This window comes from Paraburkholderia sp. RL17-383-BIF-A (genome assembly GCF_046028015.1).
Lineage (GTDB): Bacteria > Pseudomonadota > Gammaproteobacteria > Burkholderiales > Burkholderiaceae > Paraburkholderia.
The window spans coordinates 21,644-47,128 of sequence record NZ_JARESR010000021.1 but is presented as its reverse complement, the minus strand read 5'-3'; the positions used below and the strand labels follow the sequence as shown (position 1 = coordinate 47,128).

The following is a 25,485-nucleotide window of genomic DNA, read 5'->3' as shown; positions in this document are numbered from 1 at the left end:
CTGAATGACTTATGAAATCTGACCTGCTACTGCAAACCTACGGCGCCGACTCGTCCGGCATGGTCTGTGGCTTTCTCTTTTCTTCGACTCATGCCGGCCGGCCCGTCGACGCGGATGAAGTCGTCGAATGGTTACAGGCGCACGACGCGAACGGCACCGCAAGAGAAGGGAGCGAGTTTCTTTGGCTTCACTTCAATCTGGCGCATAGTGCGAGCGAACGCTGGATGAGAGCGCAACTCGATCTACCCGAGACTTTTTTCGATGCCTTGCGCGAAGGCTCGCACTCGACGCGTATCGAGCATGCGGACGGCGCGCTGCGCGCGGTCGTCAACGACGTCATGTTCAATCTCGAGTTCATTCCCTCCGAAATAGCGACGCTGTGGATTTACGCGAACCAGCGGATTATCGTGACCGCGCGTCTGAAGCCACTGCGTTCGGTCGACAGATTGCGCGCGTCGGTTCGGGAAGGCGAGCTTTTCAGGTCTCCGGCGGAATTGCTGGTTCACCTGATGCGCGATCAGGCCGACCTGCTCGTGCAGATCGTGCGCCGAACCAGCGCCGACGTCGACCGGATAGAGGATCGATTCCTGTCGCAACGGCCGACGCAGAACCGCATCGATCTGGGCGCGATGCGTCGTATGCTGACGCGTTTGCAACGCATGCTCGCGCCTGAACCTGGCGCGATCTTCCGGCTGCTGGCGAGACCGCCGCGCTGGCTTCATTCAGATGACGTGCAGGATCTGCGCGAGTCGACCGAGGAGTTTTCGGTGGTTCTCTCGGATGTGGCCGGTCTGATCGAACGGGTCAGGCTGTTGCAGGAGGAGATCATTTCCCGTCTGGAAGAGCAGAACAATCGCACGCTCTTCACGCTGACATTGGTGACGGTACTGGCTATGCCGATCAATATCGTCGCGGGTTTTTTCGGAATGAATGTGGGTGGTATTCCGCTCGCTGAAAACCGGCACGGCTTCTGGGTGATGGTGTTACTCGTGGCCGGTTTTACAGGGCTGGCCGGATGGTGGGCATTTCGCCGGCGCAAGGAACGGTAGGGTAGGCCAGAGGGAAGCAATGCGCCCGATTTCTGCGTTCGTGGCGCTGCGCGCAGTACCGCTAGTTGATGCCGAAGCCGGGACGCTCGTCAACGAGCCTATCGCTGAGCGCGCGTAACAATGCTTCGGCGCTCTGCATGCGATCGCCTTTGAGATCCCTCAGATACGCGATTGCATCGTCTGCAATACCGCGCTCGCCGAGGCGAAGCGCATGCGTAACAAGCAACGATTCACTCGCAACGACGTCGTTGAGTTTTCCCAGTTCGTCCTGTATTTGCGTGAGTTCGACGACGCCTATCCCGTTTCCGCTCTCGATCACGGGCGCAAAAAACTCCAGCAGGTAGCGCACCTTTTTCGCGGCAATTCGGACCTCGTGAAACTCCGCGTATCCGGAATTGGGATCCCTAAGCAAACGCTTCATCCGTTTTCGCAGCGCCCTCCTGGCCGTTGCAATACGGTTCGCGGCGAATACCGAAAGCGACTCGTCAAACGAACGAGGTTCGAGTTGCTGCATCACGCCCGCGATTGCCTGGTTCAATACTGCTTCAACGTTGGCGTCGGCGATCGTTGCGCGACTGTGCAGGAGCGCATCGCCGCGCAATAAATCGACACTTTCGATCAGCGCCGCAAAAGAACGCGGCATTGCCGTCTCCTCTGCCAGTAAGTGTTTCAGGATATCCCAGTCACGTGTTTGACCGGCGGAGTCGGCCAGCGCCTTGAATTCGCGCCGCTGTCGCCTCGCTCGCGATCCGTCGATAAGCGGATCGTAAGCCCACCACAGCGAGCGCAGACGACGCAGTACGACACGAAGTTTGTGCAGACTTTCCGGATCGGCACTGACGCATAGAGTGCCCACGCGTTGCGCCACCTGCGCAACCATTGGCGTGACCAGTGTCGAGAAGGCCACGGCCGGCGGCATGTCTGGCAAAACGGTCCCGCCGCGTTTGCCGGAATCGTCCGGAACCCGCTCTTCTGCAGAAGCAACGTCGCGCATGGGTGGTGTGGAGTTCATCGGTTCAAATCGATCGAGTCCCCGAAGCGGACGGTAGTGAGGTGAACGTAAGGTGGCGCGGGTCAGGCGGTTTGCAAACTGCGATTTCAATCCTACAGCGTATCAATTTTCAAAACCATGCCGGCATCGCGTTGGAAGCAATGCGGCTGTGATAGAGCGATTCAATTTGCCTCCCGACCTTCAGCATCCTGTAATGGGGAGAACTGGTTTCGTTACTCGGCGAGCTTCACTTCATGAGCCTCAACAACAAACCTAAAGTGAGGTCTTTCGTGAGTTATACACAAACACTGTTGACCGGTGTGATCGGCGCGTTCTTGTCGGTCACAGCGCACAGCGCTGACATCACCGGCGCTGGCAGTACCTTCGCCGCACCCATCTATACGAAATGGGCCAGCGCATACCAGCGGGCAGGCGGCGGCACGGTGAGCTATCGCGGTGTCGGCTCGACCGAAGGGGTGAAGGAAATCATGGAGAGTCAGGTGGATTTCGCCGGATCGGATGCGCCGCTCAGCGACGACGAGCTTGCCAGGAATGACCTGCTCCAGTTTCCCATGGTGATCGGCGGTGTCGTGCCGGTCGTCAATCTGCCGGGTATCAAGCCCGGTGAGCTGGTTCTCTCGGGGCGTGTGCTTGGGGATATCTATCTCGGCAAAATCATCAGTTGGAATGCTCCAGCCATTGCTGCCATCAATCCCGGGCTCAAGCTGCCTGACGCGCCAATCGCCGTTGTGCGTCGCCTCGACGGTTCCGGGACCTCACTGATCTGGACGCATTATCTGGCGCAGGTCAACCCCGAGTGGAAGAGCAGGGTCGGTGAGGGAAGTTCAGTGCGCTGGCCGCGCGGCATAGGCGGAAGAGGCAATGAAGGGGTCGCCACTTTCGTGCAACATCTGCCAGGCGCAATCGGCTACGTTGCATGGGATTTTACGAAGCAGAATCATATGTCGTACACGGCCATGGAAAATGCCGCGGGTACCGTGGTTCAGCCGGGACCCGAGACATTCAAGGCCGCTGCCGCGAGCGCGGACTGGTCCAGATCTCTCGTTCCAATGCTGACCAATGAACCGGGCGCGAACGCGTGGCCTGTCGTCGGCGCGACGTATGTGTTGCTACATGGCACGCTGAACAAACCGGAACGCAGTGAGGCAACGCTGAAATTCCTGGACTGGGCGCTAACCAACGGCGACCAGGCCGCGGAGGACCTGGACTATATCCCGTTGCCGCCGGCGGTGGGGAACGAGGTTCGCGCGCAGTTGCACGCAAAGGTGAGGAATCCGTCGGGCGGAGCCGTCGCAGGTCAATGAGGTGAGCGATCGCCCCGATCAAAGCACCGCGCGCTGACGGGTACGCGCCCAGTGCGCGAGCGCGGCGCACGCCACCAGCAACGAACCGGTCACGAAGAACACGGCATGCAGCCCGAGATGAACAGCGATCGCGCCGCCGATGATCGGACCGACCACCTGTCCGCTGAATTGCGCCGACTGCAGATAACCGAGCATCTGACCGGTCTTGTGCTCTTCCACTGCGTGGCGCGCCAGTTTCGCAATCGCAGGCAGGAGGCCGGCTAACGTCATGCCCATCAGCGCGCGCAATCCGGCCAGTTGCCACCACGCGTGAACGAACGCTTGCGGAACCATCACGAGACCGGTCAGCACCAGGCAAGCGACGATCACGTTCCAGCTGCCGATCCGATCGGCCAACGCGCCGAGGCGCGCGGCCGTCAGCATGCTGCCGAAAGCCGAACAGGCCATTACGACACCTGCCACGCGGGCGAGATGAAGCGACGGCACGCCGAGACTGCCGACATAGACCGTGATGACCGGCTCGATCGACATATTGGCGAGCAGCACCATCATCGCCGTGACCAGCAATGCGGCGACCACTGGGTAATCGTTGCGATGCGTGCTCGCCGGCACATGTTCCGCGGCTCGCCGGCTTGAATGCGTGGCCGGGTCGAAATCTTCCTTGACGACGAAAATCGTCAGCAAAGCGGCCACCGCGATCATGGCGCCGCCTGCGAAGAACGTGCCGCGAATGCCGAGCCATCCCGGCAGAAAACCGCCGACGAGCGGCCCGATCAGATTGCCGGCGAGCGCACCGGTCGAGAGCACGCCCAGCGCCCAACCGGCGCGCGCTTTCGGAGCCTGCGTACCGACCATTACCGTCGAAGCCGACGAATAGCCGCCCACGAGTCCAGCCAGCAAGCGCAGGCCGACGAGTTCGTGCACGTTGTGGGCGATGCCGATCAACGACATCACCACCGCCATGCCGACGGCCGCGCGCACCAGCATCGGCTTGCGGCCATAGCGATCGGCGAGGCGTCCCCACAAGGGCGCGGTGACGGCCGTACCGAGAAACGTGGCGCCGAACGCGATTCCCGACCATTGAATGACGGCGGACTGCGACTGCACGCCGAGTTGCTGGACGTAAATGGGCAAAAACGGCAGCAGCATGCTCAGACTGACGAGCGTGGTGAATGAGCCGAACACGCACACGGCCAGATTACGGCGCCAGTAACGCTCGTGTCGCGCCGAATAGTCGAGGCCGCGCATATCCGGAGCGGCCTCCAAAGCGAGATTGGGACGCGCGCTCATATCGTCTTCTCCAACACCGAATGTGCGTACAGCCGAGCCTCTGCTTCGGCGAGTTCGTTCACGGGTGCGCAGTCCTTGCGGGGACCGTGTGTCGGGATCATGGGGTTCTCCCAGTTCGAGTGAGGGATGCCGTCGGCTGAAAACGGGGTGACGCCAACGCTATTGCTGCTTCGGAGCGCCGCGAAGCGCCGTGAATAGATCGACCACCAACGCAAGCGCCAACGAGGTCGCGCCAATCAGGAACAAGCTCGCGTAATTGCCACCGTCGTGCGCGAACAGAAATGACAGGCCATACGCCGCGACTGCCTGCAATACCGCGAAACTGGTGGTCGCCGCGCTCCACGCGCCTTTTTGCGCAGCGGGATGGTGCGCGAGCAATTCATTGACCCGGCCGAGCACGAGCGGCACGATGCCCGGCACGAACGCGCCGACCACGACGCTCGACACGATCAGCGCGACGGGTCCTGGTACGACAGCCGGCAACGCGACTGCGGCGATTTGCAGGACATAGGCCACGCGCAGCGCAGGACCGAACCCGGCACGGTCGGCCAGGTGACCGGTCAGCAGAGGGCCTGCGATCGCACCCAGTCCGAACAGCACCCAGTATTGCGCGCCGGCATCGAGGCCCTTGCCAAGACCGCGCGCCACGAAATCCACGAGAAAGATCATGTGCGGGACGAGGCCCGCGGCATTCAACGCATACTCGGCGTACAGCGCGCGCATCGAGGCCGCCGGATAGGCGCGGCCGTGGCCGGCGTGAGGCGCCGCGTGCTGCACGGCGGGTTCGGCCCGCCCGGGCCAACCGTTCCATGCGACGGCTGTCAGCGCCAGAGAGAGCGCGGCGAGACCCAGCCACGTTTGGGTCAGACCTTGACGCAGCAGGAGCGGCACGATTGTCCCGGACGCCGCGATACCCAAACCGATACCGCTGAAAATCGCGCCGCTTGCAAAGCCTCTGCGCGATGGGACCACATGGGCGAGGATCGTCGGCGCGGCCAGCACCATCAGTGCACCGCCCGACAAGCCGGATGCGAAGCGCCAGACGAAGAACCAGAGAAAGGAAACCGGAAAGGCGCAGGCGACGAACGCAACGGTCGCGAGCAGCATCATCGCGCGCAGCACGGACGCGGCGTCGAATCGCCGCGCCAGCCAGCCGCCTGCGAGCGCGCCGGCCAGATAGCCGCCGAGATTGGCTGCGCCGAGATAGGCTGCAGTCGACGCCGGAAACCAGTGCGCGCTGACAATAGCCGGCAATAACGGGGTATAGGCGAAACGCGCGAGGCCTATCCCGACAAGGCTCGCGCTGGCTCCCGCCAGCGTGCCGCGCCAGACATTGAATGCGGGCGCGATCGATCCATTGGCGACTGCTCGTTGCATGACTGCCTCCACTGTTCCGTTACGCGCCGACCCGGCCGCCGGGCGGCCGCGACGCGATAAGCGCGAAACTCACAGCTCGCCATGCATTTCATGAGGATCGCAAATCAAATCCACAATGAGTTGCAACATGACATGCAGTGCCTTGGGCGTCGACGCCGTTGCCGCCGTCTCTGCGTGGGCTGATGCCCGTTACGAGGAATGCCGGTTCGAGTCGGGTGCGGGGAAGGGCGTGTCAGTGAATTCGCCGGTACGGCCCGAAGGCATGAGCTGTGCAATCTCGATGAACACAGTCTAGATTGAACCGATTGCAGAGAGAATCCACGTAGACCGGCAGACATTCTTCCGCGAGTCGATTCAATTGCGCTTCGTAGTCCGCTGGGGTTGCGTGAAGTGGCGGCGCAGGCGCGGCGCCGCGAAATCGACGAATTCTCGCACCTTGGGAACCGCGAGACGCCCTTGCGGCGTCAACAGGTGGACTGGTAGCGGGGCGGGTTCGTTGTCGCTCAGGACGATCTCGAGCGATCCTTCCTTGACCTGCTCGGCGACGTGATAGGAAAACAGGCGGGTGACGCCATGTCCCGCGACGGCCGAAGCCACGGCCGCCTGAATACTGTTGACGATAAAGCGCGGAGTGAACTGCACGACACGTGGAATCGTCGAGCCATTCGGCGGCGGAAAGCTCCATGAATCCAGGCCGAAGTGGGTCATGGAGATGATTTGATGCCGGGCAAGATCGGCGGGTTCGACGATCGGCGGGTGCTTGGCCAGGTAGCGAGGCGACGCCGTGACGACCCGCCGCGTTTCGCCCACCGGGATCGCCACGAGCGTCGAATCGGGCAGGTGAGCGATGCGCAGCGCCACGTCCATTCCTTCGTCGATCAGGCTCACTGGGCGGTCGAGCATATCCAGCCGGACCGAGACGGCCGGATAGCGATCGATGAAATCGTCGATGATCGCCCGCAGCATGTCCTGACCGGCCGCCACCGGTGCGGTGATCGTGAGCAGCCCGCGCGGTGCGGAGCGCTCGCCGGCGATCAGCAGATCGGCTTCTTCCAGGTCGGTGAGAATGCGGCGGCAAGCGGCGGCGTATCGTTCGCCGGCTTCGCTCAGTCTGATCGTCCGCGTCGTGCGATGCAGCAGAGCCGTTCCGACATGTTCTTCGAGGAACGCGATAGCCCGGCTCACCGCCGCGGGTGAGCGGCCGAGTCGACGGCTCGCGCCGACCAGGCTCCCTTCGTCGAGCGTGGCGACGAACACCTTCATTGCGTCGATGCGGTCCATGTTGCCTGATCCGGGCGTGATTGAGAGCGGGATTCGGCAGAGTTTACAGCGTGGACGCGGGCAGCGGCGAGAACGCTTTGAAGCCGGCGCAGGTGATGCGGCTCGCGCCGGCCTTCAGTGGGTCTGCGATTATGCGTGTGTGCGTGTGCTCATGCGCCGGTTCACGCGCCGGCGGACGCCTCCAGTTCCGCGAGCCGTTTGCGCAGCAGACGATCCTCCTGAAAGCGGCTGGTTTCGTCACGGATCACGGCGACAATGCCGGTGAGCTCGTGTTGCGGCGAATGCAGCAACGCGACCGTAAAGGCAATCGACATGGACCGCCCGTCCTTGTGCACCGCGGGTACACGCAGCACGTCGTTGCCATAGCGGGTTTCGCCCGTTGCCATGGTCTTGTGATAGCCGTCCCAATGGCGGCCGCGTAACCGTTCCGGAATGATCAGGTCGAGCGACTTGCCGAGCGCTTCGCCTGGCGCAAACCCGAACATGCGTTCGGCCGCGGGGTTCCAGAATGTGATGCTGCCTTGAGCATCCGAAATAACAATCGCGTCGCCGATTGCGTTGGCAAGTTGCTCGAAGTCGATGGCATGTTGCATGACGCCCCCCGATTGTGAAAACACGGATGCCTGAATGGGATACGGCGTCGCCAGCGACGCCGTATCCGCAAGCCCGAGCCGATGGCCGGGCTTGCGTAGCACCATCAAACCGCTTTGACTTCGCGCAGGTTGAAGATTTGCTGCTGGCTGTAGCCGAGGCTCGCCAACACTTCCTCGGTGTGTTCGCCGAGCAGCGGCGACGCGGTGACTTCCGGCTTCAGATCCGAAAACTTGATCGGGCTGCCGACAGTCAGATACGTGCCGCGTTTCTTGTGCGGCACTTCGACGATCGTGCCGCTCGCGCGCAACGACGGGTCGTTGGCCAGTTCCTTCATGGTCAGCACCGGCGCGCACGGAATGTCGAACTTGCGCAAGATGTCGACCGCCTCGAATTTGGTTTTGTCGGCGAGCCAGGCTTCGATGGTCTGGAAGATATCGAAGATATGCGGTTGACGTGCTTCCGCCGTCTTGTAGGCCGGGTCATCGATCCACTCGGGCTTGCCGAGCGCCTTGCAGATCGGCTCCCACGCGTGGCCCTGAATCGTGAAGTAGATGTACGCATTCGGATCCGTTTCCCAGCCTTTGCACTTGAGCACCCAACCCGGCTGGCCGCCGCCGCCCGCATTGCCGCCCCGCGGCACCACGTCGCTGAATTCGCCGTGCGGATATTGCGGGTACTCCTCGAGATAGCCGACGCGCTCCAGCCGCTGCTGGTCGCGCAGCTTCACGCGGCACAGATTCAGCACGCTATCCTGCATCGACACGGCGACCTTCTGGCCCTTGCCCGTTTTGTCGCGGCCGAGAAGCGCGGTCAGAATGCCAATGGCCAGATGCATGCCGGTATTGCTGTCACCGAGCGCGGCCGCGCTGATAGTCGGCGGACCGTCCCAGAAGCCGGTAGTGGAGGCCGCCCCGCCCGCGCATTGCGCCACGTTCTCGTAGACTTTCAGGTCGTCGTAGTGGTGACCGTCGCTGAAGCCCTTCACCGAGGCGACGATCATCTTCGGATTGAGTTCGTTCAGGCGTTCCCACGAAAAACCCATCCGGTCCAGCGCGCCCGGGCCGAAGTTCTCCACCAGCACGTCGGACTCGCGGATCAGCTTCTCGAGGACTTCCTTGCCTTCGGGCTTCTTTGTGTCCAACGTCAGCGACTTCTTGTTGCTGTTGAGCATTGTGAAGTACAACGCGTCGGCGTCGGGAATGTCGCGCAACTGATTGCGCGTCACGTCGCCCGAACCCGGCCGTTCCACCTTGATGACGTCCGCGCCGAACCAGGCGAGCAACTGGGTGCAGGCGGGACCGGCTTGAACATGGGTGAAGTCGATGATCCTGATGCCTTCGAGAGGTTTGGTCATGTTGAAATCTCCGTGGTTGCCCAGATTACTTTTTCATTGCCGCGCTTTGCGGATTCAGATTGGTCAGTCGACCGCTTTCGGTGCCAGCCGCTTCGTCGATGACGGCGTTGATCAGGCTCGGTTTGCCTGAGGCGATCGATTCGAGCAGTGCCTTCGTCAGTTCTTCCGGCGTGGTGGCGTGATAGCCGACGCCGCCGAATGCCTCGATCATCTTGTCGTAGCGCGCGTTCTTCACGAACACGGTCGGCGCGACATCCTTGCCGCCGGTCGGGTTCACGTCCGTGCCGCGATACACGCCGTTGTTGTTGAATACGATCGTGCAGACCGGCAAGTCGTAACGGCAGATGGTTTCGAGCTCCATGCCGCTGAAGCCGAATGCGCTGTCGCCTTCGATCGCGACGACGGGTTTGCCACTCGTGACCGCCGCGCCGATCGCGAAGCCCATGCCGATACCCATGATTCCCCACGTGCCCGAATCGAAGCGTTTGCGCGGTTCATACATGTCGATGATGCTGCGCGCGTAGTCGAGCGTGTTCGCGCCTTCATTCACGACGTTGATGTCAGGGCGTGTTTTCAGCACATCGCGGATCGCGCGCAACGCGCTGTGGAAATTCATCGGCGACGGGTTCTTGTCGAGCGTCGCGGCCATCTTGGCGAGATTCTTGTTCTTGCGCTCCGCGATTGCACCGGTCCACTCCGTGGCCGGCTTCGTGAAACCCGCAGCGATACCGGCGCGCAGCGCCGCCACGCACGAACCGATATCGCCGATCACCGGCGCGGCAATCGCCACGTTGCTGTCGATTTCGGTCGGCGAGATATCCACCTGAACGAACTTCTTCGGTGCCGCGCCCCACGTTTTTCCCTTGCCATGCGACAGCAGCCAGTTCAGACGCGCGCCGATCAACACGACGACGTCGGCTTCCTGCAGCACGAACGATCGCGCCGCCGAGGCGGACTGCTCGTGCGTGTCCGGCAACAGGCCTTTGGCCATCGACATCGGCAGATACGGAATGCCGCTTTCTTCCACGAACGCGCGAATCTCCGCGTCAGCCTGTGCGTATGCGGCGCCCTTGCCGAGCAGAATCAGCGGCCGTTTGGCGCTCTTGAGGACATCGATTGCGCGCTTGACCGACTCCGGTGCCGGCAACTGGCGCGGCGCCGCGTCGACCACTCGTACCAGCGACTGCTGCGCCTTCACGGCATCCAGCGTTTGTGCGAGCAACTTGGCGGGCAAGTCCAGATACACACCACCGGGTCGTCCCGACACGGCGGCTCGAATCGCCCGCGCTACGCCGATGCCGATATCCTCCGCGTGCAGCACGCGATAAGCGGCCTTCGCATAAGGCTTGGCCGCGTTCAACTGATCCATTTCTTCGTAATCGCCTTGCTGCAAGTCGACAATTTCGCGTTCACTGGAGCCGCTGATCAGGATCATCGGGAAGCAGTTGGTGGTCGCGTTGGCAAGCGCGGTCAGGCCGTTCAGAAAGCCCGGCGCCGAGACCGTCAGGCAAATCCCCGGCTTCTGCGTCATATAGCCGGAAATGGCCGCCGCGTTGCCTGCGTGTTGTTCATGGCGAAAGCCGATGAAACGCATTCCTTCCGCTTGTGCCAGCCGCGCCAGGTCGGTGATCGGAATGCCGACCAGGCCGAAGATCGTGTCGATGTCGTTCAGTTTCAGCGCATCGATGACGAGATGGAATCCGTCGGTCGTTTCGGTCGCCTGTTGTTTCAACGTATCGTCTGTTGTGGGCTGGTCGGCTTCTGCCATGACATCTCTCCTTGTTGGCGGGGCGTTGTGGGGTGTGTCGCGAGCTGGATGCTCACGGTGTCGGTTATTCGGGGGAGCCGCCGGACGACGGCTGCAGCCGCGCTTCGGCGATGACCACGCCGGCTCGCGCACCCGAGTTTTCGATCCAGCGCTTTCTCATGGGGGCGAGGACGAACTTGGCGGACACGGCTGCCGCGATCGACACCACGGCCGCTGAGATGAACACCGTGCTCCACCCGCCGTTCGCCGACAACACCGAGGCAATCGGCACCAGCATCGAAGCGGTGCCTTTCGCGGTATAAAGCGTCCCGGCGTTGGCGGCGGCGTATTTGCTGCCGAACGTGTCGGCGCAGGTGGCGGGGAAGATCGAGAAGATCTCGCCCCAGCACAGAAACACAGCGGCTGCGAAGAACATGAATGCGTAGGGGTTATGGCCGAACTGCATCAATCCCAGCAACGCGACCCCTTCGCCGAGAAAGATCATGAACATCGTGTTCTCGCGGCCTATGCGGTCAGACAGAAAGCCGCACAGGGGACGGGTGAAGCCGTTGCAGAGGTTGTCGATCGAGAGCGTCATGGTGAGCAGCGGCAGCGTGATGCCCATGAGACTCACCGGCAGCTTGGCAAAGCCGAATTCTTTCGCAATCGGCCCGAGCTGCGCGGTCGCGATGATGCCGCCAGCGGCGACGAACACGAACATCAGATACAGCACCCAGAAGAGCGGCGAGCGGATCATTTCGCCAGGTGTGTAGTCGATCTTGCTTGCCACCACGCGCCGGGCGACGACCGCGGTCGCGGGCGGCTTCGGCCGAATCAGCATGGTGGCGAGCAACAGGATGCAAACACCCTGGAAAATGCCGAAGAACATGAACGTGTGCTCGTAGCCCGAACGCTGGATCATGTCGGCGATTGGAATCACGGTGACTGCCGCGCCTGCGCCGAAACCCGCTGCGGTCAAGCCTGCCGCGAGACCGCGTTTGTCCGGAAACCATTTGAGCGCCGTGCCGACGCACGTGCCGTACACGCAGCCGGCGCCGATCCCGGCAATGACCGCGGCAACGTATAGCGCGGTCAGACTGCTGGCATGCGCGTCGATGATCCAGCCGAGCGCCGCGCATACCGAACCGCCGATCACAACCGGGCGCGGCCCGAACTTGTCGACGAGCCAGCCTTCGACTGGCACGAGCCAGGTTTCGGTAACGATGAAGATCGTGAACGCGCTCTGGATCGCCGCTTGTCCCCAATGGTGGGCGTTGTCCATCGGCACGACGAACAGCGTCCACGCATACTGCAGATTCGCGACGAGCCCCATGCAGACAATGCCGATGGCGAGTTGCACCCAGCGGTGATGTGTGAACGCGGTACGGCCTCTGTCCGATACGTCGGAATGTCCCATGTCTCCGTCTCCTGTCTCTTCCGTCGCGCTCGAGCGGCACGCTGGACTTACATGATCGAATCGCTTCGCCGCCGGTTGGTTGTCAGGCAGTGAAGCGCCAATGGTCGGCCAGAAGGAACTGCACCAATGAAAACCCTAACCGTAGGTGCAGCACGTCTGAGAAGATGCTGCGCGAGAACAGGAATAAGGGAAAGTTAAAACATTTTATGGTTTGCATTAGGCATTCGTAATGGATGGGGCGCAGCCCTTATCCATAGGGCGATCGGGGGTGGGAATCCCTCTGCGGACGGACGGATTTCGATCGCTTTTTGCGGGTTGGGGTAAACCAAAATATAAACAATAGGTTATTGTTTTTCGAAATAACTTTAACTGTTGTTTATTCGTGCGTGCTTCTACTCTTCGTCCTGCTACCTGCCTGAAGGAGAAGACCGTGAATCCCGCCCAATCTAACGCTGGCGACAGCGCGCATGAAGCTGAAATCCAGGCGCAACTATGCGCTTACAACGCCGCCTTCGACGAACTCGGCCTGCGCTTCCGCTGGGATGCGCATACGCTCGCGTCGCTGGCTATGATCGACGGCGAACAGGCGCAGATCGCCGCGTATATCGAAGCGCACCATGGGCACTTGCTGAACGCCTATAGCGCCGAGTTTCTGAGTCAGGCCATTCTCGGAAAAAAACGCGCGCGCTATCCAGCGCCTTTGCCACGACGTATGGAGGACGCGCCGCGTTCGACGCAGGTGACACGTCCGCATGAGGTAAGCGGCCGACGCGACAGCGTTTCGTTCGAGATAGATCTGCCTGCGCTGGCGGGGGTATAGGCGCGGAGTGCGGCGTGCACGCGTTCCTTGCCGGGACGCGGGCAGCGAGGGACGGTCGGACGTGCTGTCCGGACGCCTATTGCGTGCGGATTCCCGACCCTGTCGCGCGTTAGTCGTGCGCGTGCCGTGCGGCGTCTTCGATGACTGCCGCCACTTCCTTCGGACGCGACTCATACACCGAATGGCTCGCGCCGGGAATGACCGTCGTGTGGCTATGCGCTCGCGCGTAGTACCAGCGCTCGAGATCGGGATTGATGATCTTGTCGTCGGCGGCCACGATGCCCCAACTCGGCTTGGTCGTCCAGGCGGCGGCCGTCAGCGGGGTCGAGAACACCTTCGCCGCAGTCAGGATCTGAGCATTCGATTCGAATGTCGCTGTCTTGAGCGGCAGGTCGGCGGCGAAGTCCTTCGGAAAATCCGCGGGGTTCAAGTACGTGTAGCCATCGTCGGTTTTCCTGATCGCGCCGGCCTGTTGCGACGTGTAACTGGGCATGCCTTTGCCGAGCGCCGCTTCGTCTTCGCCGATGTTCGGCGCATGCGCGGCGACATAGACCAGTCCGACCACATTCGGATGAACGCCCGCCTCCGTGATGACGGAGCCGCCATAGCTGTGAGCCACGAGGATGGTCGGGCCGTTCTGCAAATCGAGAACGCGCTTCGTTGCGGCTACGTCGTCTTCAAGTGACGTCAACGGTTCCTGCACAAGGCTGACGTGGTAGCCGTCTTTGGTCAGAATGTCGTACACCGGTTTCCAGCCGGATCCGTCCACCCACGCTCCGTGCACCAGAACGATATTCTTGATTGCAGCGGTTTTGGGCGGGGCGCTTTGTGCCATTGCGCCGCTCGACGCGAGAAGACCGGCTGACAATGACAAGGCTGAGGCTAAGAGAGGCATCAATCTCACGAGAGACTCCGTTTTCGACTAAAGCGAGTGAGTGGTGGTGAAAATCAAATGGCGAAGATCACATCAGGATCAAGTCAGGCCCCGCGCGCGCAGTGACGGCACGAGACCCGAAAGAGACCTGAGACTGCACCATTCAGCTGCCGAAGTACGGCGTACAGAAGCTGGCCGGACCGACGCAGTTGGTATGCGTCGCGGCGTACGAGCGCGAACCCGAGGACGAACTGCCGCTGTGCGCCAAACCGCCATAACCCTGCGTCGCCTGTTGCTGGCTGGTTTGCGCCACGACCTTCGCTTCCGCGGCCTGGATATCAGCCGGATAGGTAGCGTCATCACGTTCGGCCGGGTTGTAGCCTGCCTTTTCAATCTTCACGAGATCGCTGCGAACTTCGGCGCGTGTCACCGGCGCGTTTGATTGCGCGAGGGCGAGCATCGGTGCGGACAGGGCGCTTGCGGCGAGGGCGAGACAAACAAGAGCTTTCTTCATGATTTGATACTCCTAAATAAATGCGATGTTTAATTGGCGAGCATTTTGCGAGAATACTTGGGGCTGCATGTCGAACTATCATCGGAGAGAGGCGCTCCGGGCTCGCTTTCCGTGAACGTCTGGACACCATATTGCGACTTTGAAGGTGACGTGACGCCCACCGCTTGATTACAAGATTGACAGAAAGCGCCGAGGCCTTGTCCGGCTGGGGATTTTGATCTCTGCGGCAGTCGAAGGAAACGCCGTTATGATGGTGGCTGCACCATCAAGCGCCTTCCATTGTTCGTCCCGTCCGCATTCCATTTATGCCAGCCACTGTGGTCGCGTCTGAAGAATCCAACCCGAACGGGCTGCATGACCTCGGCGTCAGAAAATATGGATTTCTGCTGCTAGACAATTTCTCCCTGATCGCGCTCGGCGCCGCAGTCGATCCTTTGCGAATCGCGAACATGATCGTTGGACGCAGAGTCTACGACTATCAATTGATCGGAACGGGCGGGGACTATGCGCAGTCCAGCGACGGCATCAAGGTCCTGCCCGATGCAACGATCGCCGACTCGGGGTCGTTCGACGCCGTGTTCGTGGTCGGCCCCAATCCGATTCCACGCAAAGGCATTGGCGCGGTGCTCGACTGGCTCCGTCTGCACGCACGCAGCGGCACGGCGTTAGGCGGTCTCGACACGGGCAGCTACTTTCTCGCCCGTGCGGGTTTGCTGAATGGCTACCGCTGCACGATTCACTGGGAAGATCAGGATGTATTGCTAGGGCAATTCCCGAAACTGATCGTCTCCAACCGTCTCTACGAGGTGGATCGTGACCGCTATACCTGCAGCGGCGGCGTCGCGCCACTGGACCTGATGGTGCATCTGCTCGGCATGCCGCCCGGCAGCCGGTCACTTGCTGCGCGCGTGCTCGAATTGCTGGTCGCCGAGCGGCGCAGTCACGAGCAACGGCAACGTACGTCGCTGCGGCAGTACATGGGCGCCGAACATGTCAAGCTCGACGAGGCGCTGCAAATCATGGAGAGCAACGTGGAAGAGCCACTCTCCGTGGCGGAAGTCGCTTCTTATCTGGGCGTCTCGCAACGCCAGCTCGAACGCTGGTTCAGTGAGCGGCTCGGCAAGACACCGGCTCAGGCGTATCTGGAGATTCGGCTGCTGCGTGCCCGGCAGTTGCTCTATCGCACCGGCAAGCCGCTCGAAGAAGTGTGCGCGCGCACTGGCTTCGCTTCCATGACGCACTTCGCGACGCGCTACAAGGCGCAGTTCCAGATTTCGCCGATGGCGGACCGCCGGCGCTACCAGAGCGCACTCTAAAGCTGTAAAGCCCCCCGCCGTGGTAAACCCTCGATGTCGAAATCAATAAATGTAGTGTCGCTTTAGAAAACTTTCGAAACCGCCGAACTCCTACCATTCGCTCACACCTACTGGCGTTTTCACCAAGGAGCGAGCGCATGAAACTGGAAAATCTGATTCGAATCGAGAATGGCGAAAAGGTAAAGCACACCTTCTCGGATGCGGAATATGCGAACCGCCAAGGCAAGCTGCGCGCGTTGATGGCCAACGAGAATATCGACGCCGTGCTATTCACGTCGTATCACAACATCAACTACTACGCGGACTTCCTGTATTGCTCGTTTGGCCGTAAGTACGGGCTCGTCGTGACGCCGGGGAAAGTGGTCTCCATCTCGGCGAATATCGACGGTGGCCAGCCATGGCGTCGAACGGTCGGCGACTACAACGTGGTCTATACAGACTGGCAGCGCGACAACTTCTTTCGCGGCGTGCAGCAGGAAATCGCTAACAGGGGGCGCGTGGGCATCGAGTTCGATCACGTGCCGGTGGGGGTGCTGGAAAAACTCAAAGCGGCGCTTCCGTCCGTGGAGTTCGTGGATATCAGCGCGCAGACCATGCGCATGCGCATGATCAAGTCGGCCGAAGAAATCGAAATCATCAAGCACGGTGCCAACGTTTGCGACGTGGGCGGCGCGGCCCTCGCGGCGGCCGTACACGAAGGCGTGCCCGAACATGAAGTCGCGTTGGCCTCGACTCAGGCGATGGTGCGCGAAATCGCCAAACGTTTCCCGGATTCCGAACTGATGGATACGTGGACATGGTTCCAGTCCGGAATCAACACGGACGGTGCCCACAATCCAGTCACTACGCGCAAAGTGCAGAAGGGCGACATTCTCAGCCTGAACTGCTTCTCGATGATTGCCGGGTACTACACGGCGCTCGAGCGCACCATGTTCTTCGATCACTGTTCCGATGCGCATTTGCGGTTGTGGAAGGTCAACGTCGAAGTGCATGAAGCCGGTCTGAAGCTGCTCAAACCCGGTGCCCGTTGCAGCGATATCGCTCACGAACTGAACAAGATTTACGCGGAGTACAACCTGCTGCAATACCGCACGTTTGGCTACGGCCATTCGTTCGGTGTGCTTTCGCACTACTACGGCCGCGAAGCGGGGCTCGAACTGCGTGAAGACATCGACACCGTACTCGAACCGAACATGGTCGTTTCAATGGAGCCGATGATCATGGTGCCGCAAGGCTTGCCCGGTGCGGGCGGTTACCGCGAGCACGACATCCTGGTGGTGGGCGAAAAAGACGCGACGAACATCACCGGCTTCAAGTACGGCCCGGACCACAACATCATCAAAGCTCGCTAGGGGCTGAACCGGATCAGTCGCGACCTGGTCCTGCGGCTGGGGCCGCAGGCGTAAACATGATGTTGCAGGAGACTTTTCGATGTTTTCAAAAGAACAGACCATCGCCGGATTCGATCCGGAGTTATCCGACGCAATGCGCCTCGAGCGCAAGCGTCAGGAAGCGCATATCGAGCTGATTGCGTCGGAAAACTACGCGAGCCCGCGCGTGCTGGAAGCGCAGGGGTCGGTGCTGACGAACAAGTACGCGGAAGGCTATCCGGGCAAGCGGTATTACGGCGGCTGCGAACACGTGGATGTAGTCGAGTCGCTGGCTATCGAGCGCGCCAAGCTTCTCTTCGGTGCGGATTATGCAAACGTACAGCCACATAGCGGCTCACAGGCGAACGCGGCGGTGTATCTGGCACTCCTCGCACCCGGCGACACGGTTCTCGGCATGAGTCTCGCGCATGGCGGCCACCTCACACACGGCGCGAAGGTGTCCTTCTCGGGCAAGCTCTACAACGCCGTGCAATACGGCGTGGATCCGCAAACCGGTCTGATCGACTACGACGAGATTGAACGTCTGGCCGTCGAGCATCAGCCGAAAATGATCGTGGCCGGCTTCTCGGCGTATTCGCGTGTACTCGACTTTGCGCGTTTCCGGCAGATTGCGGATCGTGTGGGCGCTTATCTTTTTGTCGATATGGCGCATGTGGCGGGACTGGTTGCCGCAGGCCTTTATCCGAACCCGCTGCCGTTTGCGCACGTGGTCACGACGACCACGCACAAGACACTGCGCGGGCCACGTGGCGGCCTGATTCTCACGAAGGCGAACGAGGCGATCGAGAAAAAGCTGAACTCGATGGTGTTTCCCGGCACGCAGGGTGGCCCGTTGATGCACGTAATCGCGGCCAAGGCGGTGGCGTTCAAGGAAGCGTCGTGCCCAGAATTCAGGGCCTATCAACAGGCAACGCTGGCGAATGCACGTGCGATGGTGACCGTATTCAACGAGCGCGGCTACGACGTCGTGTCCGGCGGGACCGACGATCATCTGTTCCTGGTGAGCCTGATCGCAAACGGCATCACCGGCAAAGACGCGGACGCCGCGCTTGGGCGCGCGCATATCACGGTCAACAAGAATGCGGTGCCGAACGATCCGCAGTCGCCCTTCGTGACAAGCGGCATCCGCATCGGCACACCCGCGATCACGACGCGCGGATTCGGAGAGGCGGAAGCGGCACTGACCGCGACGCTGATCTGCGACCTGCTCGACAACCTTAATGACGCAGAAACCGAAAACCGTGTGCGCGAACAGGTGTCGCAATTGTGCGCACGCTTTCCCGTGTATGCGGGTTTCTGAGCTTAAGCCGTGAACGGCAGCACTTTTGAATTTGCTCCTGCCCGGATTCAATGACGCCAACCCTACCAACCGATGCGGGCGCTCGGCGTCAAGCTGACCGGCGCCACAGCGCACTTGGCTACCGATGATTGGCGCAAACGGCCTACGCGTGTGTCGAGCAAACGAGACCCGTAGAGACCGTCGCAAGAGTCGTCAACACAACCAGGCAGTTTCATGCTTTCACGTTTGGAGATCGTAGATGAGTACCAGAAAGGCGGTTTCAGGTCATTCAGCAGGTGCCGGCGTGATGGCGCCGGGTGGCGTCGCTCCATTGCAAGGATCGGGTGCCGCGCAGGGTCGTAACCATGCCGACGGACGTCTGCTCAAACGCGCGGCGACGGCGAGCTTTATCGGCAACTTTGTCGAGTGGTTCGATTACGCGTCGTACGGCTATCTTGCGACGATCATTGCGGTCGTCTTTTTCCCGAAGACGGATTCGGTGACAGGACTGCTTGCCGCGTACGGCGTGTTCGCGATTTCATTTATCGTCAGGCCGATTGGCGGCATAGTCTGGGGCCATTTCGGCGACAAGATCGGGCGTAGAACGGCACTCTCGCTTTCTATCCTGATCATGTCCTGCTCGACATTCGTCATCGCGTTTCTGCCTACGTATGCGCAAGTCGGCGTGCTCGCGCCGGTCCTGCTTCTGCTGGTTCGCGTGGTGCAGGGCTTTTCGGCTTCCGGAGAATATGCCGGCGCGTCCGCCTTCCTCGCCGAGTACGCGCCCGAGGGCAAACGCGGCGTCTATACGAGCATCGTGCCGGCGAGCACCGCGGCGGGACTGCTGTTCGGTTCGGTGTTCGTGGCGGTGTTGCACGGCGTGCTGACGACAGAACAACTGCACTCATTCGGCTGGCGTTTGCCGTTCCTCCTTGCCGCGCCATTCGGACTGATTGGGCGATATATTCGCGTGCGTCTCGAAGACACGCCAAAGTTCAAGGCGCTAGAAGCGTCCCATCACGTTCCGCGCGCACCCGTAAAAGAGTTGATGAGCGTACATCGCGGCAAGATGCTGGTCGCTTTCGGCGTGACCTGCCTGAATGCGGTGGCGTTTTATCTGGTGCTCAGCTATATGCCGACGTATCTGTCGACGGAAATGGGCGTGGGCGAAACGGAGTCGTTCATCGCCGCAACGATTTCGCTTGCCGCATACATCGGGCTCATCTTCCTGATGGGGGCGCTGTCCGATCGCGTCGGCCGCAAGACGATGTTGATTGGCGCGTCGATTCTGTTCGCGGTGCTGACCGTGCCGCTTTTCAAGAGCCTGGTTGGCGCAAACTTCGTGACGATTGTGATGATTCAGATTGCCTTCGGCGCGTTGCTAACGATGAACGACGGTACGCTGCCGTGCTTTCTGTCCGAGATCTTTCCGACGCGCGTGCGCTACAGCGGCTTTGCGTTCTGCTTCAATGCGGCGAATGCGCTATTCGGCGGCACGGCGCCGCTGGTCGCCACGTGGTTGATTGGCGTGACGGGCAACAAGCTTGCGCCAGCGTGGTATCTGGTTGGCGCGGCAGGCGTTGCACTCGTGGCGATGCTCGCGAGTAAGGAGACGTCGCGCAGTCCGCTGGCAGATGATTGAGTAGCGGTAGCGTGGGGGCAACCTTACTGGTATCTCGTCGCCGATGAGCAGGAGAAGAACAGTCGACTCGCTCAGGTTGAGCGTCCTGGCCGGGTCGATAGCGGTTCATTAGCCTTTGACATACGATTCGTTCGAGACGTGTTTTCAACACATCACGGACAAAGCTGTGACGTTCTAAATCATAAGTACCCAGTTCCAGGCGCTCACAGGTGAAATCCGCTCTCTGCAAGAAACAAACCGGAAGGTCCGGACAGTTACAAAATAGCGTTCGACATGCGCAGTCAACGGAACATGATGAAAGGGCAATCTCGCTCCCTTTCCATGAGAGTTTCCATGATCAAGGTGGCAATATCTGACGCGCACGGCGTCGTGCGGGAGGGTTTACGCGCGATTCTCCGTTGCGCGGGGGACTTCAGCATCGTTGGCGAGGCCTTTGATGGCGCAAGCACGCTCTTGCTTGCGGGAACAACTGATGCGGCCGTTTTGACGCTCGGCTTGCTCATGCCTGGCGTCCACGGACTCGATCTCATTTCCCTGATCAAGAGCGAAAATCCCGCGCTGCGCATTCTCGTTGTCACCATGCGCGCCGAGGAATCGTTTGCGGCCCGTGCATTCAAAGCGGGAGCATCCGGGTACATCACCAAAAATTGCTCGGCCGCGGAATTCCTCGACGCCGCGAGAAAGGTTGGGACAGGCGGTATATATGTGAGTGTTGCAATGGCCGATCAATTCGCCCACGGCCTCGCCGATACGGGTTCCGCATTGCCTCACCAGCGTTTGTCGGCGAGGGAATTCGAAGTATTTCTTCTGATCGCGGCAGGCGAATCCGTGACTGCTATCGCCGAGAAACTAGGGTTGAGCGCGAAAACGGTCAGCACCCACAGGACGAAGATTCTGGAAAAATCGAGCCTTCCTAACGACGCGGCCCTTGTGCGATACGCGGTGCACCACAACCTCTTTGAGGATGGCGGTCTCGAAGCAATCTGAGCCATCCAGACAATTCAGGAGACCAGTCCACCACGCACTATCACTCCTGCTTACGCAGTGCGTCGCGAAACTGCGCAAGATGTGCCTGATACTGCTCCGCTTCGCCGTAAGTCAGAAATCGCTCATACCTTGCATGAGTGCCTAACACTTTGCGAGCGTGTTTGATGGGACACCAGTACTGCTCAGTGCGCGCGGCGATTTCTGTAGCGTAAGCGATGAGGCCGTTGGCATATTCACAATATGCGCAATGGAATCGCTCCATAAAGTTCAGATAGCGCAGTTGCCAGCGATCCATCACGATATAGTCCGCACGTTTGACTTTCACGATGCCGTAGATCGGGAAGCAGATTGCCTGGTAAGCCGAAATGCAAACATCGAGAAATAGTAAAGGGAAAACGAGCCCATAGACGAACGGAGCCGCGAGAAAGTTCTGTGGACGGCTGGAAAGAATCCAGCTAACAATGCCCACTTTCAATTCCCGGTGGACCTTGCCCACCGCTTCGTCGAATTCGACACGTTTGCCGGTGATTCGATAGAAAAGCTTGATTTCGCGTTGATGCAGCTCCGTTTGCAGTTCGGACTCCAGTACGCTGATCTGGTTCAAGAGATGCTGTATCCGCTCTTCCACAGGAACTCCGTTGGCTTGGACGAGAAGTGGCGCAAGGAAACAGCCGACTGCGAGCCGACTGTGGCCTACGCCAGAGTCGGCTTCCGGCCACTTCAGCTACTACCTCCTCCCGAGTGGGCGGCCTCGATGGCTTTGGTCCGCTCGGCTTGCGCCTTGGCAACTTCGCGATCCCGGACTTTGTTCGCCGCGCGTACTTTCGCACGGTAAGTCTCATTTGCGGCACGGATTTCACTTCTCATTTGCACAATGGTGTCGCTGGATTCAGCGCCCGGTGCACCGGACGGTGCGGCGTTTTGAGCCAAAGCCTGCGTCGTGCCGACAGACGCGAGCGCAATCAATAGGGCCGGGAGAATTCTTTTCATGCTGGTACCTCCAGAAGGTCAAGGCGTCAAAGAAAAGTTTCTATCCGCTAGTAGCGCGGATTGACGGCCATTGGCGACCAATCTCCGGCCCCGATCTTCGAAAGAGACATGGCAGACAGTGCAATGGGGTCATCAACGTCTATTTGGCGCCTTGGGCGCTGGAGGCGGTTGACCAGGATCAACTGGTTTGACATGGGTAATGCGATCGGGCTGTAAATCGGGCTGTAAATCGGGCACGGCTGAACGTCAGCATCGACCTTGGCCGTTCCCGAAACCCGTTCGCACAAGTGCGCATCCATCACATGCTGCTACGTGGCGCGATTCGCCAGACGGTGTTACCTACGTCGTCCGCCACGAGCAACGCCCCGTGCGCATCCAGTGCGACGCCAACGGGCCGTCCTACCGCGTGGCCATCCGCGGTCAGAAAGCCGCTCAGGAAATCCTCAGGAGCGCCAGCAGGTTTTCCGTCGACGAAAGGCACGAACACAACCTTGTAACCAGCGTGCGGCTTGCGGTTCCACGAGCCGTGCTGGCCGACAAATGCGCCGCCTCGATAGTGCGCGGGAAACAGCGTTCGGTCGTAAAAGACGAGACCTAGCGAAGCCGTATGATTGCCCAGCGCATAGTCCGGTGCAATCGCCGCAGCAACGCGGTCGGGACGTTGCGGTTTGACTCGCTGGTCGACGTGCTGGCCGTAGTAGCTGTAGGGAAAGCCATAAAACGCGCCATCTTTTACCGCGGTCATGTAGTCCGGTACGAGGTTGTTGCCCAGATCGTCCCGCTCGTTGACCGCCGTCCACAATGCGCCGCTGTCGGGTTGCCACGAGAGGCCATTGGGATTGCGCAGTCCCGTCGCATACGGACGCAAACCGCCGGTTTTCACGTCGAACTCGAGTATCCGTGCGCGGTCCTGCTCGGCGTCGATGCCATTTTCGCCCGCGTTGCTATTCGATCCCACCGTGATATAGAGGTGCTTGCCCGAGCGGTCGGCGAGAATATTCTTGGTCCAGTGGTGGTTGATCGGACCGGCTGGCAAATCGGCGACCTTGACCCCGGGGCCGGTGATCTGTGTGGCGCCTTCGACATAGTCGAAACGCAGGAGAGCGTCCGTATCGGCCACGTAGAGTTCATTGCCAATCAGCGCCATTCCGAACGGCGAATGAAGGCCGCCAATAAACACGGTTTGCATCTGGGCAACGCCCGTGTTGTTCGCGTCGCGTAGTAGCACGATACGATCGGGACTGCTCACGCCCGCGCCCGCGCGCTTCATTACCTGCCGTCTGACCCAGCCGAACAGGCCGCTTCCTTCGTCGTGTTCTTTCGGTGCATCGCTTTCCGCCACGAGCACGTCACCGTTGGGCAGCGTGTAAATCCAGCGTGGGTGCGCGAGGCCGCCGGCGAACCGGGTGACGGAAAAACCGTCGGGGGCGCTCGGCATAGAGCCATCTGGGCGCGCCTGAACAGGCGCGATGTTGACCATCGGAAGCAGCGTCGATTGCGGAGCCGGCATGGCGGGCGAGGCGCCGAAACCGTTATCAGCAGAACTCGATGGGCCGATCGCGCACGCGGTCAGCGGCAAGATCAGTAAAACTACCAGACGTTTGAATAGGCGCATTTTTTCTCTTGGCGATCGGCTTTGGGGATGCTGCTCAAAGCTGTGCAGCAAGAAGCCTGCCTATCAGGTGGCAGGACGCGGCATTGGCCAATTTCCCGGTTCCATGCGCGGCATCAGATTTCCTTAAGATAAGGTCGTTAGCATTGTTTAGAATGGACATCTGTTTGTCGGCAGTCGATCTGGGTTGCCGGCCACGCGTTTTATCAATTCAATGCGGTACGGGAAACATCGAGGAGAGGGAGTGGCTAAAGTTCTGCAAGGTACGCGTCCGGCCTATGACGCAGTCGCACGCACGCTACATTGGCTAACTGTCCTGTTGATCGCGGTGCAGTTCGTGATCGGCTGGACGATGCCGGACATACACAAGGACACACAGCCCGTTGGCCTGATTGCCTGGCATCTCGGCGTCGGCTCGGCGCTGATCGCCGTCATGGTGATTAGAGTGATCTGGCGTTTGACTCACTGGCCGACGCCGGACGAGTTGCCGCCGCTATTGAGCGTCGTCTCGCGCATCACGCATTTTCTGCTTTACGCTGCGCTGGTGGTGGTGCCGCTGCTTGGCTGGATCAACGCGTCTTCACGCGGCTGGACAGTCAGTTTGCTGGGCCTTGTGCCATATCCGGCACTCAGCGAACAGGGCTCGGCTTTTGGCCACGAAATGGGTGATGTGCACGGCGTTCTCGCATGGGTGCTGTTCGCGCTGATTGCGCTGCATGTGGCCGCGGCGGTGTTCCATCGCGTTGTTCTGAAAGACCACGTACTCCAACGCATGCTGCCCCAGGCGGGGCCGTCGAATAATTCGCCGCGAAACCGCTGAGGTCTGGCCCCGACGATCAGTCAGCCCGGCACCAGCGGCCGGAATCGGGGCACACAATGGCCTGTTCGCCGTTCACCCGGATTTGTTCCGCATCCAGGTGCAATGAGGTCGAAGGGGCCGTGTCGAAGGTGACACCCAGTGCATGCGCCACATGGGTATTTTCGATGGGGAGCTCCCAGGTCAGGAAGATCTGGATGCAATCCCGGTCAGGCGCGAACTCGGCTGCATCAAAACCGCTGCTGTGGCGCTGAATGACGCCATGTGGCTGGCCCGTGTCGAATATCACGACCGTTCCTCGCGAGAGAGGAATGCGCCGGCCCAAAGACGGGAAATGCAGGTCCAGCCCCTTGTCCTCACTCATGAAGAGATTGCAGAAGGCCGCACTGCCATATTGTTCGGCGTCATGGTGATACCGCGCGCCGCGGCAGACCATCAGGGCGACGTCGCTGGCGGCAAGTACCGCCGGCATTCCTAGCGCGGAGGTCCAGTCGGACACGGCCTGCACGCAGCGCGAATAGTCGGGCCAGCGCATCCGCGCCCGCGCGAGAGGCATGGCTTCCACGTCTCCGGGTTCGAGGACCATGTGCGACGCTATTTCCCGTTCCCAATCCGCAAGCAGGCGTACAGGTGGGACAGGTACGTCGAGCGAGCCTGAGAGCACGATGTCGCTCACGCGTCGACTGCGCATGGCGTCGCCACTCCAGAAATGGGAAGTCAGTATGTCCGGCACTTGATGCTGTTAGGGGAAGTCATCTGGCCATTGTAACGATTCGGCCGGGCCGCTTTGGCACATTGGCCGGGAACGGTCTCTCGCG

At 60.6% G+C, this 25,485-nt stretch carries 23 protein-coding genes; 9 read left to right on the top strand and 14 right to left on the bottom strand.

The annotated features are described in order from the left end of the window. Positions 1–11: 11 nt before the first annotated feature. Positions 12–1,049: a transporter gene (locus P0D71_RS22800; RefSeq protein ID WP_408183725.1), complete on the top strand. Its 1,038-nt coding sequence runs from the start codon at positions 12–14 to the stop codon at positions 1,047–1,049. 61 nt (positions 1,050–1,110) lie between these two features. Here P0D71_RS22800 and P0D71_RS22795 read toward each other — a convergent pair whose 3' ends face one another. Next, positions 1,111–2,061 carry a CHAD domain-containing protein gene (locus tag P0D71_RS22795; RefSeq protein WP_408482239.1) on the bottom strand — a complete coding sequence of 317 codons (951 nt, stop codon included), beginning with the start codon at positions 2,059–2,061 and terminating at the stop codon, positions 1,111–1,113. Between the two features lie 269 nt (positions 2,062–2,330). On the opposite strand from P0D71_RS22795, the gene pstS reads away from it, so the two are divergent. Then, complete coding sequence (gene pstS, locus P0D71_RS22790; RefSeq protein WP_408482298.1) at positions 2,331–3,365, top strand: phosphate ABC transporter substrate-binding protein PstS; 1,035 nt, start codon at positions 2,331–2,333, stop codon at positions 3,363–3,365. Between the two features lie 18 nt (positions 3,366–3,383). On the opposite strand, the gene P0D71_RS22785 is transcribed toward pstS, so the two are convergent. The 7 genes from P0D71_RS22785 to oxlT all read right to left on the bottom strand — a co-directional run bounded on the left by P0D71_RS22785 (position 3,384) and on the right by oxlT (position 12,425). Beyond that, positions 3,384–4,655, bottom strand: a complete 1,272-nt coding sequence (locus tag P0D71_RS22785) for an MFS transporter (RefSeq protein ID WP_091804622.1) — start codon at positions 4,653–4,655, stop codon at positions 3,384–3,386. Between the two features lie 159 nt (positions 4,656–4,814). Beyond that, positions 4,815–6,032, bottom strand: a complete 1,218-nt coding sequence (locus P0D71_RS22780) for a YbfB/YjiJ family MFS transporter (protein ID WP_408482236.1) — start codon at positions 6,030–6,032, stop codon at positions 4,815–4,817. A gap of 354 nt (positions 6,033–6,386) precedes the next feature. Further along, positions 6,387–7,313, bottom strand: coding sequence for a LysR family transcriptional regulator (locus tag P0D71_RS22775; protein ID WP_408482235.1), 927 nt, complete (start codon positions 7,311–7,313; stop codon positions 6,387–6,389). A 161-nt stretch (positions 7,314–7,474) separates the two neighbouring features. Next, positions 7,475–7,906: a PAS domain-containing protein gene (locus P0D71_RS22770; protein WP_091804612.1), complete on the bottom strand. Its 432-nt coding sequence runs from the start codon at positions 7,904–7,906 to the stop codon at positions 7,475–7,477. Positions 7,907–8,010: 104 nt separating this feature from the next. Beyond that, positions 8,011–9,261, bottom strand: a complete 1,251-nt coding sequence (gene frc, locus P0D71_RS22765; protein WP_091804609.1) for a formyl-CoA transferase — start codon at positions 9,259–9,261, stop codon at positions 8,011–8,013. 25 nt (positions 9,262–9,286) lie between these two features. Next, entirely contained in the window at positions 9,287–11,029 is a 1,743-nt protein-coding gene (gene oxc, locus P0D71_RS22760; protein ID WP_408482234.1) for an oxalyl-CoA decarboxylase, read from the bottom strand. A 64-nt stretch (positions 11,030–11,093) separates the two neighbouring features. Continuing rightward, entirely contained in the window at positions 11,094–12,425 is a 1,332-nt protein-coding gene (oxlT, locus tag P0D71_RS22755) for an oxalate/formate MFS antiporter (RefSeq protein ID WP_408183740.1), read from the bottom strand. A gap of 430 nt (positions 12,426–12,855) precedes the next feature. Between oxlT and P0D71_RS22750 the strand changes: the two genes are divergently transcribed. Beyond that, positions 12,856–13,245 carry a hypothetical protein gene (locus P0D71_RS22750; protein WP_408301548.1) on the top strand — a complete coding sequence of 130 codons (390 nt, stop codon included), beginning with the start codon at positions 12,856–12,858 and terminating at the stop codon, positions 13,243–13,245. A 109-nt stretch (positions 13,246–13,354) separates the two neighbouring features. Here the strand turns inward: P0D71_RS22750 and P0D71_RS22745 are convergent, their stop codons facing one another. Next, on the bottom strand, positions 13,355–14,140 hold the full coding sequence (locus P0D71_RS22745) for an alpha/beta hydrolase (RefSeq protein WP_408183744.1): 786 nt from the start codon (positions 14,138–14,140) through the stop codon (positions 13,355–13,357). A gap of 142 nt (positions 14,141–14,282) precedes the next feature. Then, on the bottom strand, positions 14,283–14,633 hold the full coding sequence (locus P0D71_RS22740; RefSeq protein ID WP_091804595.1) for a DUF4148 domain-containing protein: 351 nt from the start codon (positions 14,631–14,633) through the stop codon (positions 14,283–14,285). Positions 14,634–14,938: 305 nt separating this feature from the next. Here P0D71_RS22740 and P0D71_RS22735 point away from each other — a divergent pair, with 305 nt between their 5' ends. From P0D71_RS22735 to P0D71_RS22715, 5 genes are all read left to right on the top strand, one after another. Beyond that, positions 14,939–15,949 carry a GlxA family transcriptional regulator gene (locus P0D71_RS22735; RefSeq protein WP_408301544.1) on the top strand — a complete coding sequence of 337 codons (1,011 nt, stop codon included), beginning with the start codon at positions 14,939–14,941 and terminating at the stop codon, positions 15,947–15,949. A 137-nt stretch (positions 15,950–16,086) separates the two neighbouring features. Further along, positions 16,087–17,301, top strand: a complete 1,215-nt coding sequence (locus P0D71_RS22730) for a M24 family metallopeptidase (protein ID WP_408482232.1) — start codon at positions 16,087–16,089, stop codon at positions 17,299–17,301. 79 nt (positions 17,302–17,380) lie between these two features. Continuing rightward, positions 17,381–18,640 carry a serine hydroxymethyltransferase gene (gene glyA, locus P0D71_RS22725; RefSeq protein WP_408482230.1) on the top strand — a complete coding sequence of 420 codons (1,260 nt, stop codon included), beginning with the start codon at positions 17,381–17,383 and terminating at the stop codon, positions 18,638–18,640. A 238-nt stretch (positions 18,641–18,878) separates the two neighbouring features. Further along, a complete protein-coding gene (locus P0D71_RS22720) occupies positions 18,879–20,261 on the top strand; it encodes an MFS transporter (RefSeq protein ID WP_408482229.1) in 1,383 nt (460 codons plus the stop codon). A gap of 333 nt (positions 20,262–20,594) precedes the next feature. Next, a complete protein-coding gene (locus tag P0D71_RS22715) occupies positions 20,595–21,248 on the top strand; it encodes a response regulator (protein ID WP_091804579.1) in 654 nt (217 codons plus the stop codon). A 40-nt stretch (positions 21,249–21,288) separates the two neighbouring features. Here P0D71_RS22715 and P0D71_RS22710 read toward each other — a convergent pair whose 3' ends face one another. From P0D71_RS22710 to P0D71_RS22700, 3 genes are all read right to left on the bottom strand, one after another. Then, on the bottom strand, positions 21,289–21,876 hold the full coding sequence (locus tag P0D71_RS22710; RefSeq protein WP_408183757.1) for a hypothetical protein: 588 nt from the start codon (positions 21,874–21,876) through the stop codon (positions 21,289–21,291). A gap of 92 nt (positions 21,877–21,968) precedes the next feature. Continuing rightward, entirely contained in the window at positions 21,969–22,238 is a 270-nt protein-coding gene (locus P0D71_RS22705; protein ID WP_408183759.1) for a hypothetical protein, read from the bottom strand. A 298-nt stretch (positions 22,239–22,536) separates the two neighbouring features. Further along, positions 22,537–23,853: a PQQ-dependent sugar dehydrogenase gene (locus P0D71_RS22700; RefSeq protein ID WP_091804570.1), complete on the bottom strand. Its 1,317-nt coding sequence runs from the start codon at positions 23,851–23,853 to the stop codon at positions 22,537–22,539. 241 nt (positions 23,854–24,094) lie between these two features. Between P0D71_RS22700 and P0D71_RS22695 the strand changes: the two genes are divergently transcribed. Then, positions 24,095–24,670: a cytochrome b gene (locus P0D71_RS22695; protein WP_177205130.1), complete on the top strand. Its 576-nt coding sequence runs from the start codon at positions 24,095–24,097 to the stop codon at positions 24,668–24,670. Positions 24,671–24,686: 16 nt separating this feature from the next. On the opposite strand, the gene P0D71_RS22690 is transcribed toward P0D71_RS22695, so the two are convergent. Continuing rightward, positions 24,687–25,358, bottom strand: coding sequence for a hypothetical protein (locus P0D71_RS22690; protein WP_408482227.1), 672 nt, complete (start codon positions 25,356–25,358; stop codon positions 24,687–24,689). Positions 25,359–25,485 lie beyond the last annotated feature (127 nt).

What these genes read in the sequence shown, in the direction of transcription:
- P0D71_RS22800 (WP_408183725.1), top strand. Translation starts at nt 12, where the DNA reads ATGAAATCTGACCTGCTACTGCAAACCTACGGCGCCGACTCGTCCGGC.
- P0D71_RS22795 (WP_408482239.1), bottom strand. Translation starts at nt 2,061, where the DNA reads ATGAACTCCACACCACCCATGCGCGACGTTGCTTCTGCAGAAGAGCGG.
- P0D71_RS22785 (WP_091804622.1), bottom strand. Translation starts at nt 4,655, where the DNA reads ATGAGCGCGCGTCCCAATCTCGCTTTGGAGGCCGCTCCGGATATGCGC.
- P0D71_RS22780 (WP_408482236.1), bottom strand. Translation starts at nt 6,032, where the DNA reads ATGCAACGAGCAGTCGCCAATGGATCGATCGCGCCCGCATTCAATGTC.
- P0D71_RS22775 (WP_408482235.1), bottom strand. Translation starts at nt 7,313, where the DNA reads ATGGACCGCATCGACGCAATGAAGGTGTTCGTCGCCACGCTCGACGAA.
- P0D71_RS22770 (WP_091804612.1), bottom strand. Translation starts at nt 7,906, where the DNA reads ATGCAACATGCCATCGACTTCGAGCAACTTGCCAACGCAATCGGCGAC.
- frc (WP_091804609.1), bottom strand. Translation starts at nt 9,261, where the DNA reads ATGACCAAACCTCTCGAAGGCATCAGGATCATCGACTTCACCCATGTT.
- oxc (WP_408482234.1), bottom strand. Translation starts at nt 11,029, where the DNA reads ATGGCAGAAGCCGACCAGCCCACAACAGACGATACGTTGAAACAACAG.
- oxlT (WP_408183740.1), bottom strand. Translation starts at nt 12,425, where the DNA reads ATGGGACATTCCGACGTATCGGACAGAGGCCGTACCGCGTTCACACAT.
- P0D71_RS22745 (WP_408183744.1), bottom strand. Translation starts at nt 14,140, where the DNA reads ATGCCTCTCTTAGCCTCAGCCTTGTCATTGTCAGCCGGTCTTCTCGCG.
- P0D71_RS22740 (WP_091804595.1), bottom strand. Translation starts at nt 14,633, where the DNA reads ATGAAGAAAGCTCTTGTTTGTCTCGCCCTCGCCGCAAGCGCCCTGTCC.
- P0D71_RS22735 (WP_408301544.1), top strand. Translation starts at nt 14,939, where the DNA reads ATGCCAGCCACTGTGGTCGCGTCTGAAGAATCCAACCCGAACGGGCTG.
- P0D71_RS22730 (WP_408482232.1), top strand. Translation starts at nt 16,087, where the DNA reads ATGAAACTGGAAAATCTGATTCGAATCGAGAATGGCGAAAAGGTAAAG.
- glyA (WP_408482230.1), top strand. Translation starts at nt 17,381, where the DNA reads ATGTTTTCAAAAGAACAGACCATCGCCGGATTCGATCCGGAGTTATCC.
- P0D71_RS22720 (WP_408482229.1), top strand. Translation starts at nt 18,879, where the DNA reads ATGAGTACCAGAAAGGCGGTTTCAGGTCATTCAGCAGGTGCCGGCGTG.
- P0D71_RS22715 (WP_091804579.1), top strand. Translation starts at nt 20,595, where the DNA reads ATGATCAAGGTGGCAATATCTGACGCGCACGGCGTCGTGCGGGAGGGT.
- P0D71_RS22705 (WP_408183759.1), bottom strand. Translation starts at nt 22,238, where the DNA reads ATGAAAAGAATTCTCCCGGCCCTATTGATTGCGCTCGCGTCTGTCGGC.
- P0D71_RS22700 (WP_091804570.1), bottom strand. Translation starts at nt 23,853, where the DNA reads ATGCGCCTATTCAAACGTCTGGTAGTTTTACTGATCTTGCCGCTGACC.
- P0D71_RS22690 (WP_408482227.1), bottom strand. Translation starts at nt 25,358, where the DNA reads ATGCGCAGTCGACGCGTGAGCGACATCGTGCTCTCAGGCTCGCTCGAC.